The 14,390-nt window shown below is 63.8% G+C and carries 14 protein-coding genes and 2 pseudogenes; 6 read left to right on the top strand and 10 right to left on the bottom strand.

What is annotated here, in order from left to right; all coding sequences use genetic code 11:
- Nucleotides 1–119: 119 nt before the first annotated feature.
- Nucleotides 120–539 carry a VOC family protein gene (locus DVR09_RS00080; RefSeq protein WP_115415131.1) on the bottom strand — a complete coding sequence of 140 codons (420 nt, stop codon included), beginning with the start codon at nt 537–539 and terminating at the stop codon, nt 120–122.
- Nucleotides 540–925: 386 nt separating this feature from the next.
- Here DVR09_RS00080 and DVR09_RS00075 point away from each other — a divergent pair, with 386 nt between their 5' ends.
- Nucleotides 926–1,588, top strand: coding sequence for a glutathione S-transferase family protein (locus DVR09_RS00075; RefSeq protein WP_115415130.1), 663 nt, complete (start codon nt 926–928; stop codon nt 1,586–1,588).
- Nucleotides 1,555–2,481: a S1/P1 nuclease gene (locus tag DVR09_RS00070; RefSeq protein ID WP_115415129.1), complete on the top strand. Its 927-nt coding sequence runs from the start codon at nt 1,555–1,557 to the stop codon at nt 2,479–2,481. Before DVR09_RS00075 ends, DVR09_RS00070 begins: the two co-directional genes overlap by 34 nt.
- 5 nt (nt 2,482–2,486) lie before the next feature.
- Here DVR09_RS00070 and DVR09_RS00065 read toward each other — a convergent pair whose 3' ends face one another.
- Nucleotides 2,487–2,954 carry a cupin domain-containing protein gene (locus DVR09_RS00065; RefSeq protein ID WP_115415128.1) on the bottom strand — a complete coding sequence of 156 codons (468 nt, stop codon included), beginning with the start codon at nt 2,952–2,954 and terminating at the stop codon, nt 2,487–2,489.
- Nucleotides 2,955–2,983: 29 nt separating this feature from the next.
- On the opposite strand from DVR09_RS00065, the gene dapE reads away from it, so the two are divergent.
- The 3 genes and pseudogenes from dapE (at nt 2,984) to DVR09_RS00050 (ending at nt 5,957) form a co-directional block, all read left to right on the top strand.
- Nucleotides 2,984–4,120: a succinyl-diaminopimelate desuccinylase gene (gene dapE, locus DVR09_RS00060; RefSeq protein ID WP_115415127.1), complete on the top strand. Its 1,137-nt coding sequence runs from the start codon at nt 2,984–2,986 to the stop codon at nt 4,118–4,120.
- A 180-nt stretch (nt 4,121–4,300) separates the two neighbouring features.
- A pseudogene (locus DVR09_RS00055) lies at nt 4,301–5,537 on the top strand (dicarboxylate/amino acid:cation symporter).
- A gap of 12 nt (nt 5,538–5,549) precedes the next feature.
- Nucleotides 5,550–5,957: a hypothetical protein gene (locus DVR09_RS00050; protein WP_115415126.1), complete on the top strand. Its 408-nt coding sequence runs from the start codon at nt 5,550–5,552 to the stop codon at nt 5,955–5,957.
- Here the strand turns inward: DVR09_RS00050 and nth are convergent.
- The 5 genes and pseudogenes from nth to DVR09_RS00025 form a co-directional block, all read right to left on the bottom strand.
- On the bottom strand, nt 5,954–6,604 hold the full coding sequence (gene nth, locus DVR09_RS00045; protein WP_115415125.1) for an endonuclease III: 651 nt from the start codon (nt 6,602–6,604) through the stop codon (nt 5,954–5,956). The genes DVR09_RS00050 and nth overlap by 4 nt on opposite strands.
- Entirely contained in the window at nt 6,601–7,293 is a 693-nt protein-coding gene (locus tag DVR09_RS00040) for a hypothetical protein (RefSeq protein ID WP_115415124.1), read from the bottom strand. Before DVR09_RS00040 ends, nth begins: the two co-directional genes overlap by 4 nt.
- Before the next feature lie 157 nt (nt 7,294–7,450).
- Complete coding sequence (locus DVR09_RS00035) at nt 7,451–8,248, bottom strand: ion transporter (protein ID WP_115415123.1); 798 nt, start codon at nt 8,246–8,248, stop codon at nt 7,451–7,453.
- A gap of 4 nt (nt 8,249–8,252) precedes the next feature.
- Nucleotides 8,253–8,979, bottom strand: a pseudogene (gene dapB / locus DVR09_RS00030) (4-hydroxy-tetrahydrodipicolinate reductase).
- The gene (locus DVR09_RS00025; protein ID WP_234041485.1) at nt 8,970–10,868 is read right to left on the bottom strand and encodes an acyltransferase family protein; all 1,899 of its coding nucleotides are present in this window, start codon (nt 10,866–10,868) and stop codon (nt 8,970–8,972) included. Before DVR09_RS00025 ends, dapB begins: the two are co-directional and overlap by 10 nt.
- Nucleotides 10,869–10,906: 38 nt before the next feature.
- On the opposite strand from DVR09_RS00025, the gene DVR09_RS00020 reads away from it, so the two are divergent.
- Nucleotides 10,907–11,608, top strand: a complete 702-nt coding sequence (locus DVR09_RS00020) for an NAD-dependent deacylase (RefSeq protein ID WP_115415122.1) — start codon at nt 10,907–10,909, stop codon at nt 11,606–11,608.
- On the opposite strand, the gene DVR09_RS00015 is transcribed toward DVR09_RS00020, so the two are convergent.
- From DVR09_RS00015 to dnaA, 3 genes are all read right to left on the bottom strand, one after another.
- Complete coding sequence (locus DVR09_RS00015) at nt 11,597–12,382, bottom strand: HesA/MoeB/ThiF family protein (protein WP_115415121.1); 786 nt, start codon at nt 12,380–12,382, stop codon at nt 11,597–11,599. The genes DVR09_RS00020 and DVR09_RS00015 overlap by 12 nt on opposite strands.
- A complete protein-coding gene (locus DVR09_RS00010; protein WP_234041484.1) occupies nt 12,379–12,819 on the bottom strand; it encodes a DUF983 domain-containing protein in 441 nt (146 codons plus the stop codon). Before DVR09_RS00010 ends, DVR09_RS00015 begins: the two co-directional genes overlap by 4 nt.
- A gap of 110 nt (nt 12,820–12,929) precedes the next feature.
- On the bottom strand, nt 12,930–14,390 hold the full coding sequence (dnaA, locus tag DVR09_RS00005) for a chromosomal replication initiator protein DnaA (protein ID WP_115415119.1): 1,461 nt from the start codon (nt 14,388–14,390) through the stop codon (nt 12,930–12,932).

The following is a 14,390-nucleotide window of genomic DNA, read 5'->3' as shown; positions in this document are numbered from 1 at the left end:
GAAGCAATCCATGGCCGGACCCTTGCGAAATTCACCGGGGTCGCGGCTCTGGCGAGTTTTCGCCCTGGATTGCCGCGTCGCCTGCGGCTCCTCGCAATGACGGGAAATGGGACTACGAACTAACTCGCAAACAGCATCGCGTCGTCGGCAAACGCCTTCATTTCCAGCGCGTTGCCGCTGGGGTCGCGGAAGAACATCGTTGCCTGTTCGCCGGGCTGGTCCTTGAAGCGGATCGTCGGTGCGATCGCGAAGTCCACCCCTGCCGCCGTCAGCCGATCGGCCAGCGCCTGCCAGTCCGCCATCGTCAGGACGATGCCGAAATGCGGCACCGGGACGCCGTGGCCATCGACATGGTTGCTGGCCCGGTCTCCTGCCTGACCCTTGGCCAGATGCGCGACGATCTGGTGGCCGTAAAAGTCGAAATCGATCCATTCCTCCGATGAGCGCCCCTCCGCGCAGCCCATCGTCTCGCCGTAGAAGCGGCGGGCGGCGGCAAGGTCGTCGACGGGAAAGGCGAGGTGGAAGGGTCGAAGCGGCATTTCTACTCCCTCGGCGTTGCGGCGGGCAGGGGTCTGGATAAGGACGCTTGCTGGCATACCCTGCGCCGATTGGAAACCAATTCGCTTGCCGCAGACCTTATCCGGATATCCGCCTGCGCGGGAAGGTCGATAGAGGTTTTCGCTTTCCTACACGGCGGTCGGCATGGAACAGTCCATCCGCCAGCCCGCTCGCCAATCGGCACCGCACGGCGCGACGCAAAACTGGCCCAACGTGTCACCCTGCTCGCAAAATATGCAGATAAAACAAACGTATAACATGTAGGATTTACCGGACAGGGGTGTCACCTACTGTCACCCTGCCTGTTCAGCCTCGACACTGCCAAGCTGAACCTTTACCGCCGCGCCACGCAAGGTGGGATACACGCATGAAACTGATCGTCGGTAACAAGAACTATTCGAGCTGGAGCCTGCGCGGCTGGCTGGCGGCCAAGCAGTCGGGCCTGTCCTTCGAGGAAATCACCGTCCCCATGTTCGGCGAGATGTGGGACGCCATGAAATCGGGTGATGGCGGCACACAGCCCTCGAGCGGCAAGGTCCCGATCCTGTGGGACGACGAAGCAGTGGTGTGGGACAGCCTCGCCATCCTCGAATATCTCGCCGACAAGGTGGGGCGCGATCGCTTCTGGCCCAAGGACGATGTCGCGCGCGGCATGGCACGATCCATGGTCGCGGAAATGCACTCCTCTTATGCCGCCCTGCGCAGCGAATGCCCGATGAATGTACGCAAACGCTTCGACGGGTTCGAGCCGAGCGAAGCCTGCAAAGCCGACATATTGCGCATTCTCGGCCTGTGGGCGGAAGCGCGCAGCCGCTTCGGCAATGGCGGGCCGTTCCTGTTCGGCACGTTCGGTGCGGCGGATGTCTATTTCGCCCCGGTAGTGTCACGGTTCATCAGCTACCAGATCCCGGTCCCCGGTTTCGCCGCCGCCTATATGCAGGCCGTGTGGGAGCATGAGTGGATGGAAGCCTGGATCACCGCATCGGAAAGCGAAGAATGGGTCATCGAACAATACGAAACCATTGCCTGAGCGCACTCGCGGCTCTGGCCGCGCTGATGGTTCCGGTTCAGGCGCAGGCCTGGGGCTTTTTTGCGCATACGGTGACCGCCGATATCGCGCTGGAGAACGTGCGCCCCGAAACGCGCGCCGAGATCGCGCGATTGCTCGAGGCGGCCCCGCTGCTGGGCACACCCGATTGCGCTCTCCACAGCCTTGCCGACGCTTCGGTCTGGGCCGATTGCGTACGCCGCGATCGCGACCGCTGGGGCTATACCGCGCAGTGGCACTACAAGACCGCGCCGATCTGCGAGGAGTATTCCGCCTTCGCCAATTGCCCTGGCGGGGCCTGCGTCAACGGTCAGATCGAGCGCGCGATGACCGTGCTTTCGCGGCGCAACCTGCCCGACAATGTGCGGCTCGAGGCGCTGGCGTGGCTGGTCCATTTCACCGGCGACATCCACATGCCGCTGCATTCGGGCGACAAGGACGATCGCGGCGGCAACGACCGCGAGACCGATTACGGCATCGTGCCCTCGCTCAACCTGCACTGGATCTGGGACGGCCCGATGGCCGAACGCGCGATAACCTCCGCGCAGTCGGCGATGGTGCGCCGCTACGACAGGGCCGAACGCGCCGCGCTGGCGGGCGGCACCCCCGCCGACTGGGGACGTGAAAGCTGGCAGCTCGCGCGCGAGCTGGTCTACCCCACCGCCTTCGATACGGACGATCCGTGCGCGGGGGACCTGCCCGGCAAGACCGCGCTGACGCAGGAAGACATCGTGGCGCAACTGCCCGCGCTGCGCCGCCGCGTGCAGCAGGCCGGACTGCGCATGGCCGATTTGCTCGACCAGGCGCTGGGTTCCGCCCCGGCATCGGAGGGCGGCGTTCGCCCTTTCCGCGCCCCACCGCGCGGAGGCGACTAGCGATCTCAGGGGATACGCTTGGTCGGGTAACGCGTGCCATCCTTGCGCGCGTAACCGTCGGGATCGAAGACCATGTCGATATCGGGATATTCGCCCGAATCGCGGTCCTTGTCGCCCGCGCTGACCGCCACGAAGATGCAGTCCGCGTCCGACCGGTTGTGAAGCCGGTGGCCGTTCTCGACCCCCGCCGCCCAGGCGAGCACATCGCCGGGACGCACAATGGCCTCGCCCTCGTTCTCGATCAGTATTGCCTCGCCTGCGATCATCACCAGCAGCTCGTCTTCGAGGCGGTGCCAGTGTCGCTGCGAGGAATAGGCGCCCGGCTTGAGCACGACATGGCTCGCCCCCATCCGCGTCAGGCCGGCAACGGGTGCGAGACGGCGATACCAGCGGCCCGCGACATCGGCGTCGAAGGGCGCGGGATACCCCGTGGCATTGGTTTGGGGGATGGCATCGAGATCGAGCTTGGGCATTGTCGTGCACTCCTGCTAGCGGGACAAGGATGACCGAAGTTCTCGACCTCGCCAAGCGGCTGATCGCCGCGCCCAGCGTTACCCCGGCAACAGGCCCGGTATTCGATGCGATGGAGGCGATGCTCGCTCCGCTTGGCTTCGAGGTGACGCGGTTCAAACGTGGTGAGGGCGAGGAAGGTTCGCCCGAAGAAGCGGTCGAGAATCTCTTCGCGATCCGCCGCGGTCCCCCCGGTTCGAAGCATTTCGCCTTTGCCGGCCACGTCGATGTCGTCCCTCCGGGCAGCGGATGGGCGAGCGAGCCCTTCGAGCCGGAACAGCGCGGCGAACTGCTTTACGGACGCGGCGCGGTCGACATGAAGGGATCGATCGCCTGCATGGTCGATGCGGTGGCGAAGGTACCTGCCGATGCCGGGACGATCAGCTTCATCATCACCGGCGACGAGGAAGGCCCCGCGCTGCACGGCACGCGCGCGCTGATCGATTTCATGCGCGAACACGGCCACCAGCCCGATTTGTGCCTGGTCGGCGAACCGACCTCGGTGAACCGGCTCGGCGACATGATGAAGATCGGGCGGCGCGGCTCGGTCAATATCTGGCTCGAGGTCGAGGGCACGCAGGGCCATGTCGCCTATCCGCACCTGGCGGAAAATCCGATTCCCAAGCTGGTCGCCATGCTGGCCGAACTGGACGCATTGGTGCTCGACGAGGGGACCGACTGGTTCCAGCCTTCCAACCTCGAGATCACCGATCTGGAAGTGGGCAACATGGCGCACAACGTCATCCCCGCGAAGGCCGAGGCGCGGATATCGATCCGCTTCAACGACCGGCATTCGGGCGCGTCGTTGTCGGAAAAGGTGGGCGCGATCGCAGAGAAGCATGGGGGCGTCGCCAAGCCGATCATTTCGGGTGAGCCTTTCCTCACCCCGCCGGGCGAATTCTCCGACATCATCGCCGCAGCCGTAAAGGCCGAGACGGGGATCGATCCCGAGCCCTCGACCACCGGCGGCACCTCCGATGCGCGCTTCCTGCGCGCCGTCTGCCCGGTGATCGAATTCGGCCTGTGCAACGCAACCATGCATAAGCGCGACGAGGCGGTGGCTGTGGAAGACCTCGAAGTGTTGAGCCGCATCTATGCGCGCGTGGCCCGTGCCGCCCTCGCCGTATAATTCCACGTCACCCCGGACTTGATCCGGGGTCGTGCTGACTTGCGACTTGGACCCGAATTCAAAAAGATGCGGGACCCCGGCTCGGGGCCGGGGTGACGGCTGTGGGGGAGGCTGAGTTGGAGCTTTCCTTCAACCGCCTCATTGCGTAGCCCTGTCCGCAACGATGGGAGAGGACACCGCATGCTGAAGACCTGGTTCGAAATTCCGCTGTGGCAGCGCGTGCTGACCGCGCTCATCCTCGGTGTGCTCACCGGCTGGGCCTGGGGCCGGAAGCGGAAAGCATCAAGTGGATCGGCGATTTCTTCATCAAGTCGATCAAGATGCTGGTGGTGCCGCTGATCTTCTTCAGCCTGGTCGCGGGCGTTGCCGCCATCGGCGATCTGCGCAAGCTGGGCGCGGTCGGGGCAGGGCGATGCTGCTGTTCATCGTTACCGGGCAGATCGCGGTATGGTTGGGGCTGGGGCTCGGCACTTTCGTCGCGCCGGGTGCGGGCGTCGATACCAGCGCGATCCAGAAGGGCGCGACCCCCGAACCGCAGGAGACCACCGCGGTCGACATGATCCTGTCCATCGTGCCCGAAAGCCCGGTGCAGGTGATGGCGGATGTGGCAGTGCTCCCGCTGATCGTTTTCTCGCTCCTCATCGGGATCGGCATATTGATGGCGGGCAAGGACGGCGAGCCGGTTCAGAAGGTGTTCGATAGCGGCGCGGTCATCATGCAGAAAGTCACCATGCTGGTGATGGAACTCACGCCTTTCGGCGTCTTCGCGCTGATGGCCTGGGTGGCGGGGACGCTGGGCATGGATGCGCTGGTAAGCCTCGCCAAGCTGGTCGGCCTCAATTACCTCGGCTGCCTGCTGATCATCGTGCTGATCTATGGCAGCATGATAAAGTTCCTGGCGCGCCTGCCGGTGCGCGATTTCTTCCGCGGCATCGTGGATGCGATGGCGGTGAGCTATTCGACCGCCAGCTCCAATGCGACGCTGCCGGTGACGTTGCGCTGCGCGGAACGCAATCTCGGCGTGTCGAACTCGGTGGCGAGCTTCGTCATCGCGCTGGGGGCGACGATCAACATGAACGGCACGGCGATGTATCTCGGCCTTGCCACGCTGTTCGGCGCGCAGATCTTCGGGGTCGACCTGTCGATGGGCGACTATTTCCTCATCTCGATCCTCGCCACACTGGGCGCGGTCGGCGCGGCGGGCATTCCGGGCGCGGGCCTCATCATGATGGCGCTGGTGTTCGGCGCGGTCGGCGTGCCGCTGGAAACGATCGCCTTTGTTGCCGGTGTGGACCGGATCATGGACATGATGCGCACAACCACCAATGTCAGCGGCGATGCCGCCGTGGCGACGACGGTGGCGGTGATGACGGGCGAGATCGATACCAGAGAGATGGTGTCGGCGGACGATGTTTAAGGTGTCGTCCGTATGACCGCTCAAGCTACGCAGATTCTTGCTGGCATTTTCAAAGAACTCGCGGCGCGTTGTGACGAAGAGGGATATACGTTTGCCAATGATCACGATCTCGACCGGTGGGCCACTGAGTTAGGGACTACGTGGCTAAAAGCCCTCGATATAGTTGGCGCAGAACTTGCCCGGAAATATGATAACGGGGCGGTGAGCTACAAATTCGGCGACTCACTAGCAAATGACCTCGAAGGGATTTTGATAACACGGCATCAGCAGGTGGCGGACGGGGAGTGGCCTCCACTGTTCTGGGAGGTATATGAGGCATTCGACGCGGGAGAATTCCGACGGCCCAAGGACGGTGATGCTGATCCAATCGTACTCTACACCAACCCAGCTATCTCAGACATTGTCGCAAAGCTCGACTAACGCCCCTTCGGCTTCTCCAGCACCTTCTTCCGGTAGCTGCACAAATCCACCACCGGGCACCGCCAGCACTCGGGCGTACGCGCTTTGCACACGTACCGCCCGTGCAGGATCAGCCAGTGATGCGCGCCGAGGCGGAAGGGCTGCGGCACGCGCTTTTCGAGCTTGGCCTCGACCTGCTCGGGCGTCTTGCCCTTGGCGAGGCCGGTGCGATTTCCCACGCGCAGGATATGCGTGTCGACCGCGAAGGTCTCCTGCCCGAACCAGCAATTGAGCACGACATTGGCGGTCTTGCGGCCCACGCCGGGCAGGCGGACCAGATCCTCGCGCGTGTCGGGAACTTCGCCGCCATATTCGTCGACCAGCAACTGGCTCAGCGCGATCACGTTCTTGGCCTTGGAGTTGAACAGGCCGATCGTCTTGATGTGCTTCTTGAGCCCCTCTTCACCCAATTCCAGCATTCCTTGCGGCGTCTCGACCTCGCGGAACAGCGCGCGCGTGGCCTTGTTCACGCCGACATCGGTCGCCTGCGCCGAGAGCGCCACGGCCACCACGAGCTGGTAGCAATTGCCATATTCCAGCTCGGTCTCGGGCGAGGGATTGTCCTCCGCCAGCCGCCGGAAAAACTCGAAAATCTGGTCTTTGGTCACTGCGCCTCGGGATCTGGCACGGGGGGAGTAGGATCGGTCTCGACCTCTGTCCCATCCAGCGGAACCGGGTCATCGATTGTGGAGTTTTCGGCTTTATCGATTAGCCCGCTCCTGAGTTGCTCTGCATCCTCTTCCTCTTTTTCGGCCGCCGCCAAATCCTGGGCGGCTTGTTTTGCCAGGGTCGCGACGGCTTTTTCAACCGAGGCCGCATCCTCATACCGGCCGATATCCATGAACGCTTCGGGAAGTCCGTAGGTTATGGCATGGTCGGCAGTCCGGTCGGCCGTCAGCTTGCGCAGGATGTCGGTCCGTACCCGTGTGCGCTCCGCCTCCATCAGATTGATGAGTGCGGGCAATGTCTGCTCATAGAAGAGATCCTTGTTCAACGCGCCCTGCGCCCCCTGGAAAAAGGTCGAACTGGTCGAGAATGCCGTTGCCAGATTGCCCGACGACACGGAAGCCAGGGCGCTGGTATACAGGCCGAACAACGAGGCGAGGGCATTGCCCGACTTGTTCTGGCTGGTGAGCCCGATCACGAAATTGCGATATTTCGCATCGATCGCCGCCAGATAGGTGAACAGCACCTCGTCGCGAAACGACCGCTTGCGATCCTTGGACAGCAGGGCGTATTTCTTAATCGCCTTGTCGGGCGAATAGGTGGTTTGCGCCGTAGATTGGAGGCTGTTCATATCAAGAACCGGCGTCGGCCGCCCCTGGAGTGTCGAACAGCCCGACACGGATATTGCCGATAGAATGAGAATCGCTCTCTTCACTGGTATTTCCCCCCCCGGAAATGATGAAAGCTAGCCTATCACACTATTTGGCATATGAAAGAACGGAAGAGGGCTAGATATTGCTGTTTCCTTCGATTTCTTCGAGGGCCTTGCGCATCGCCTCGCGGCGCCGCTGCATCGCGTCGCTGAACGCCGCCGCGACGATCCCTGTCGGCAGCGCTACCAGCAGCACGCCGCCCACCGCCACCACCATGCCGATCAGGCGTCCGGCGGGGGTAATCGGGTAGACATCGCCATAGCCTACCGTGGTCAGCGTAATCACCGCCCACCACAAGGCGCGGGGGATCGATCCGAAGGCCTGCGGCTGGATCGCCCCCTCGATCCAGTAGAGCCCCGCCGCGCCCAGCAAAACGAGCACGAAGGCCAGGGTCGCGCAGACCAGCAAATCGTAACTGCGTTCCTTCAGCGCGCCCGCAATCTCACGCATGGCCGCGGAAAAGCGGCTGAATTTGAGGATCGAGACGATCCTGAGCAGCCGAATCACACGCAGCACAGCGGCATTGGCGATGAAGAAGGGGGCCAGGCTGACGATTACCACCAGCAGATCGACCAGCCCAATCGGCGAGATCACGAACCGCCAGCGCTTGGACCAGTCGGACCCTGGCCCCTCGCGCTCCGGCGCGGCATAGATGCGCGCCAGATATTCGAGCAGGAAGATCGTTCCGAAGATGAGTTCGGCGATCAGCACCTCGCGATTGTAAGGCTCGCGGATTAGCGGTTCGGTCGCCGCGATACTGACGCCCACTGCGGCAAGGATGGTCCAGACCACCACGATGTTGAGCCCCGTGAGCTTGCCGTTCGGCCACGAGCCGATATGCAATTGCTGGTGAAGGCGCTCGCGCAGGGTCATGGTGTCAGATGCCCAGGACTTCTTCCATCGTGTAGCGTCCGGCACTGCGCCCGATCAGCCACTCGGCAGCCCGCACCGCCCCGCGCGCGAAAATGCTGCGGTTCTCGGCACTGTGAGACAGGGTGATGCGCTCCTCTTCTCCGGCGAGAACGACGCTGTGTTCGCCCGCCACCGTTCCCCGCGCAGCGCGGCAAAGCCGATCGCGCCTTCCCGCCGCGCGCCGGTATGCCCGTCGCGCCCGCGCTCGGAATGGTCGGCGAGGGTGATCCCGCGCCCCTTGGCTGCTGCCTCGCCGAGCAAAAGGGCGGTCCCGCTGGGGCGTCGACCTTGCGGCGATGGTGCATTTCGACGATCTCGATATCCCAGTCAGGCCCCAGCCGCGATGCCGCCTCGCGCACCAGATGGGCGAGTAGGGTCACGCCAAGCGACGTATTGCCCGTCTGCAAAACCGGAACCGCCCGTGCAGCGTCGTCGATCGCTGTGTGATGCCTGTCTTCCAGCCCGGTCGTGCCGATCACAATGGGAATGCCCGCACCAATCGCCGCGTGAAGGTTCGCCTCCAGCGCTGCGGGTGCGGAAAAATCGACCAGCGCGCTGCTTCGATCGGCAAGGCCGGCCACGTCCCCGCCCCTGTCTATGCCGCCGGCCACCGTGTGGCCGCTTTCCGCGATAACCTCGGCGAGCGCCTGGCCCATCGCGCCCTCGTTACCGACTATTCCGATCAGCGCCAATGTGGTCCCCCTTTGTGCGGCAATGGTTCTGTGTCGAGCACTAGCCGTGCGCCCGCAAGGGTCAAATGGTGGCTGTCGAAATAGAGCGGTCTGTCCGCAATTGCGATACGACCGTTTCCATCGTCGAACAAGGCGATGGCGGGATCGACGATAGCGACACCTTGCGCCCGCCATTCATCATAGCGGTGTGTGATCCATGCGGTCCGCTTGCGATAGTCTTCCAACGTGCGGGGGGTGGGCAGGGCTGTGCCATAGGCGGCCGAACGGGCAAGGGTGCGCGGCACATCGTATGGCTGCGCGGGAACCGGACCGACCAGCACCACCTGTTTTCCCGCGGCATGCAGTCGGGATATCGTGGCGTCGAGCAGGTCCACGGCCTGCGTTCTCCCGCTCTCGATCCCCGCCCAGAAGGCGGCGAAATAGACGGTCGTGATTTCCGGGCGGGTCAGTATTTCGGCCAGGACGGCATCGTTGAAGGTTCCGCAATCGCGGTTTCTCCCGTCGACGAAGCCCGGGATCGGCGGGCAACTGCCCAGCGTACGCTGTTCGATCGCACGATCTTCCCGCTCCGCGCGTTCTCCCAGTACCCACGCGAATTCCACCCCGTGACTATCGCCCCACACCACGGCATCCGGAGCGGTATTGGCTCCCAATGTGCAGGCGGCCTGGGGAGGTGCGTATTCGCTTTTGAGACATTGGTCGCGCAGAGGGCTGGTATCCTTCGCTCCACTGGCAATCCGGCCGACCGTTTCCGGAAAGCGCGACGCCCACGGCCCCTGGGCGATCAAGGCGAGGCACAAGGTGCCGAGACCGGCAAACCCGGCTGCGCTCATGGAGAAAATCCCTTTTCGCGAATGGCGCTGGCCATCGCGCCAGGGCGTTTCGATCCATTTGAGGCTTGCCCAGGACACCAGGATCGACACCGCGATGACGAGCACCGATTGCCAGGGGGAAAGCGCCGACCCCTGCGCATATTCGGTGAAAACGATCAGGGGCCAGTGCCACAGGTAAAGCGAGTAGCTCATCAGGCCGATCCAGACTGCCGGCCTCCAGGCCAGCGCACGCCCCGCGCTGGTACCCGGCGCGCAATGGATCAGCAGGGCAGCGCCCAGAACCGGCGGGACGGCGGTGAGGCCAGGGAAGATAGTGGTGCTGTCGTACGTGAAGACGGCAAAGACGATGAGCGCGATCCCGGCCCAGGCGAGCCCCTCTCGCAAGGGCCGGGATGCGACCGGCGGAAAGGCCCCGAGTGCCAGCAGGGAACCGGCAAGCAGCTCCCAGCCTCGCGGCGGCAGCATGTAGAAGGCGAAGCCGTCGGGATCGGCTTGTGTGACCAAGGCCCATCCGAAACTCGCCATCGCCGCCAACCACACCATGGCAATGCGCCACCGCGGAACCACCGCCGCGATCAGGACCAGCCCCAGGGGGAAGAAGATGTAGAACTGTTCTTCCACGCCCAATGACCAGGTGTGCAGCAAGGGCATGGTCTCCGCCGCGCCCTGAAAATAGCCTGTCTGGCTGAAGAACCAGAGATTGCCGAGGAAGAACAGCGCAGCGAGGGCCGATTTCGGCACATCCTCGAAATCGCCCGGCAGGAACAGGGCCGAGGCGGCCGCCAGCACGAACAGGACGAGCGCGAACAGCGCGGGGAGAATGCGGCGCGCCCGGCGCTCGTAGAAGTGCCAGAGCGAGAACCGCCCTTCGTCCACCTCGCGCGCGATGATCCCCGCAATCAGGAAGCCGGAGATGACGAAAAAGATGTCGACCCCGACGAAACCGCCCGAAAAACCCGCAATACCCGCGTGATAGAGCACTACCGGGAGCACGGCGAGCGCGCGCAACCCGTCGATGTCGGCGCGGTAGGCGGATTTGCCCTTAGGTTGTATCACTGTTGACCTTGCCACCCTGTCCGTCAGATGGGCGTTCCATGACAGACATTCGCAATATCGTCATCCTTACCGGCGCCGGTGTCTCGGCAGAGAGCGGAATCGACACGTTCCGCGATGCGGGCGGGTTGTGGGAACAGCACAAGGTCGAGGATGTGGCCACGCCCGAAGGCTTTGCGCGCGATCCCGACTTGGTGCTGCGCTTTTACGACATGCGGCGCGAGGCGATCCAGACCAAGCAACCCAACGCCGCGCATGACGCGCTGGCACGGCTCGATGCCGAATGGGATGGCGAACTGCTGATCGTCACGCAGAATGTCGACGATCTGCACGAACGCGCCGGGGCCGGCCGGGTGGTGCATATGCACGGTACGCATCTCCAGGCGTGGTGTACGGCCTGCGACAGGCGCCTGCCCTGGACCGGGCCGATGATCGATCGGCCTGCTTGTCCTGCCTGCGGCGCGCGCAGCCTTCGCCCCGATGTCGTCTGGTTCGGAGAAATGCCCTATGGAATGGGGCGCATCCAGGCCGCCTTGCGGCAGGCCGATCTGTTCGTGAGCATCGGCACCAGCGGGGCGGTTTATCCCGCGGCCGGCTTCGTGCAGGATGCCCGCGCCATGCGTGTCCGGACGCTCGAGCTCAATCTCGAAGCCAGCATGGGGTCGCGCTGGTTCCACGAATCGCGCCATGGCCCGGCAACCCGGATCGTGCCGCAATGGGTCGATGAGCTGTTAGCCGGCTGAGCCGCAGCCCGTACAGGCTGGGTCCTTCGCAATGGTAAAACTCCGCATGCCGGGTTTAAGGCCTTCGAGGAGGTGAACGCGCCCCCAGTCGCCTTCGCCAAGCGCGCTGACCCCATCGAGCAGAATGCGTACCGCCTGCATCGCCGCGAAGGTGGCGACCCATCCGGCCATGGCGCCCAGCATCCCATCTTCGGCACAGGTGTCGCAATCTTCCGCATCGAAGGCGTCGCCGACAAAGCAGCGATAGCACGCCTCGCCTGCCAGATGGCCGACAAAGGCGCCGACCTGCCCCTGAAAACGCCCCACGGCGGCGGAAAGCAGCGGCACACGTTCCGCGACGCAGGCGTCGGAGACGGCGAGACGGGTGGCGAAATTATCGGTCCCGTCGAGCACGAGGTCCGCCCCGACGACCAGGTCGTGCGCATTGTCGGTCGTGATCCGGCGATCGCTGATGCTCACTTCCAGCTCGGGGTCGAACCCCGTTACCCAGCGCTTGGCCACCACAGCCTTGCCGTGTCCGATATCGCGGGTGTTGAAGAGGGTCTGGCGCTGGAGGTTGCTGACATCGACCCGGTCGTCATCGACCAGCGTCAATTTCCCGATTCCCGCGCCAGCCAGATATTGCAGCGCGGGGCTGCCAATCCCGCCGAGTCCCACCAGCACCAAATGCCTGCCCGCCAGCGCGACCTGGCCCGCGCCACCGATCTCGGGCAGCACGATATGGCGCGCGAAACGGTCGAGCCGGGCGTTGTCGAGGGGCGGGGGCAGGGTCATGGCATCTCTTCCGTCCCGGCAGCCTCCGACGCGCGTTCCTGACGGAAACCATGCATGCCGTGCCACCACTGGAGCGCGATTACCGCGCCCTTGGCCGGTTGCAGCGTCACAAGCATGAAGATCACGGCAAGCGGGAGAGTGATCGCGAGGACGGCGGCGGTCGACAGCGCATAATCGCCTGCCAGCAGGATCAGCACCGGCGCGAGCAGATGCCCGGTCACGAAGATCGAAACATAGGCCGGGAAATCGTCCGCTCGCTGGCCCGAAATGTCGAGCGCGCAGGCCGGGCAATTGTCATGCGGCTTGAGCCATTTGCGAAACAGCTTTGCCTCGCCGCAGCGCGGGCACAGGCAGCGTGTCCCGCGCCACAGCGCATCGCCAAAGGAACGGGGTAGCGAAACGTAGGGACGCATCGCAACAGGGGGGTCTTGCACCATGCGCGCTCCTTGACGCCTCGCGCCGCGCCTGTCGACAGCTCTGTTGAGAAACTGTCGATCGGCGGCGGACGATGTGTGGAGCGGCAGGCGCGTGCCGCCGACTTATCCCCTCAGCTTTCGAGCTGTCTCAACAGGCTACGCACATCGCCATCCATATCGGCATCGCGCTGGCGCAGGTCCTCGATCAGGCGCACGGCGTGGATAACGGTGGAATGGTCGCGCCCGCCGAACTTGCGCCCGATCTCGGGATAGCTGCGCGGCGTGAGAACCTTCGAGAGATACATTGCTACCTGGCGCGGGCGGACCACGGCGCGTGCACGGCGTTTGCTGCTCATTTCTGAGCGGTCGATCCGGTAGAACTGGCAGACCGTGCGCTGGATTTCGTCGATCGTAATCCGGCGGCGATTGGCCGACAGGATGTCGGTCAGCTGTTCCTCTGCCAGTTGGAGCGAGACTTCCTGACCCGTCAACTGGGCATAGGCGATCAGCTTGTTGAGCCCGCCCACCAGCTCGCGGATATTGCGCGTGATGGTTCGTGCGAGGAAATCGAGCACGTCGCCGGGCACCTCGAGCGGCGCGAAACGCGTCAGCTTGGAGGTGAGAATTTTCTTCCTGAGTTCGATGTCGGCCGCCTGGATATCGGCGACCAGACCCATCGAGAGACGGCTCAGCAGGCGCGGTTCGACGCCATCGAGTGCCTGCGGTGCACGGTCTGCCGCGAAGACCAGACGCTTGCCTTCGGCCAGCAGCGCATCGATCGTATAAAGCAGCTCTTCCTGCGCCGAAGCCTTGCCGATGATGAACTGGATGTCGTCGACCAGCAGCAGGTCGAAGCTGCGCAGGCGGGCTTTGAATTCGAGCATCTGGTTGGCTTTGAGCGCCTGGACGAATTCGACCATGAACCGCTCGGCGCTGCAGTAGAAAATGCGGCTGCGCGGATGGGCCTGCAAAAAGCTGTGGCCGATCGCGTGGAGCAGATGCGTCTTGCCCTGGCCGGTCGCGGCCTTGAGATAGAGCGGCGAGAATTGCGGCTTTTCCGTTGCGCCCATGCGCTGCGCCGCGTTGAACGCGAGCACATTGGCCTCGCCGGTGATAAAGGCGGCGAAGGTCAGGCTCGGGTCGAGACCGACCGAGCTGGTAAAACCGGTGTCGCCCAGCGTGTCCGCACCGATTGCCATCATCGACGTGTCGGCCCCGTCATTGGCCGGACGGCGGCCATCGGCATGCAGCCGCAGATCGGCGACCTGGCGGCGGCCCGGATGCACCTGGATACGCACGTCGCGCACTTCGCTGCGGGCAATCTTCCATGCCAGGCTCAGCCGGTCGGCAAAGCGATCCTTGACCCAGTTGGCGCTGAATTCGGTGGGCAGGAACAGGTCGAGCGTGCCCGTGTCCTTGTCGATGCCGCCAACCTGGATCGGCCTGATCCACTGGCTGTGCAATTGGTGGCCAAGATCCTTGCGGAGCCCCTGGCTGATATCGGCCCAATCCGCAGCCAGGTTTACCGCTTCTTGATCTTCCATGAAATCGTCCTGTGACTGCCGGGCGCCATTATTCGATGCCTTACGCAT

It is taken from the genome of Erythrobacter aureus, from assembly GCF_003355455.1.
GTDB classification, from domain to species: Bacteria; Pseudomonadota; Alphaproteobacteria; order Sphingomonadales; family Sphingomonadaceae; genus Qipengyuania; species Qipengyuania aurea.
Note: the sequence above shows the minus strand (reverse complement) of the source record. Positions and strands in the feature narration are given on the sequence as shown.

What these genes read in the sequence shown, in the direction of transcription:
- dapE (WP_115415127.1), top strand. Translation starts at nt 2,984, where the DNA reads ATGACCGAAGTTCTCGACCTCGCCAAGCGGCTGATCGCCGCGCCCAGC.
- dnaA (WP_115415119.1), bottom strand. Translation starts at nt 14,390, where the DNA reads ATGCGTAAGGCATCGAATAATGGCGCCCGGCAGTCACAGGACGATTTC.
- DVR09_RS00065 (WP_115415128.1), bottom strand. Translation starts at nt 2,954, where the DNA reads ATGCCCAAGCTCGATCTCGATGCCATCCCCCAAACCAATGCCACGGGG.
- DVR09_RS00010 (WP_234041484.1), bottom strand. Translation starts at nt 12,819, where the DNA reads ATGGTGCAAGACCCCCCTGTTGCGATGCGTCCCTACGTTTCGCTACCC.
- DVR09_RS00035 (WP_115415123.1), bottom strand. Translation starts at nt 8,248, where the DNA reads ATGACCCTGCGCGAGCGCCTTCACCAGCAATTGCATATCGGCTCGTGG.
- DVR09_RS00070 (WP_115415129.1), top strand. Translation starts at nt 1,555, where the DNA reads ATGGGTCATCGAACAATACGAAACCATTGCCTGAGCGCACTCGCGGCT.
- DVR09_RS00015 (WP_115415121.1), bottom strand. Translation starts at nt 12,382, where the DNA reads ATGACCCTGCCCCCGCCCCTCGACAACGCCCGGCTCGACCGTTTCGCG.
- DVR09_RS00080 (WP_115415131.1), bottom strand. Translation starts at nt 539, where the DNA reads ATGCCGCTTCGACCCTTCCACCTCGCCTTTCCCGTCGACGACCTTGCC.
- DVR09_RS00075 (WP_115415130.1), top strand. Translation starts at nt 926, where the DNA reads ATGAAACTGATCGTCGGTAACAAGAACTATTCGAGCTGGAGCCTGCGC.
- DVR09_RS00020 (WP_115415122.1), top strand. Translation starts at nt 10,907, where the DNA reads ATGACAGACATTCGCAATATCGTCATCCTTACCGGCGCCGGTGTCTCG.
- DVR09_RS00050 (WP_115415126.1), top strand. Translation starts at nt 5,550, where the DNA reads ATGACCGCTCAAGCTACGCAGATTCTTGCTGGCATTTTCAAAGAACTC.
- DVR09_RS00040 (WP_115415124.1), bottom strand. Translation starts at nt 7,293, where the DNA reads ATGAACAGCCTCCAATCTACGGCGCAAACCACCTATTCGCCCGACAAG.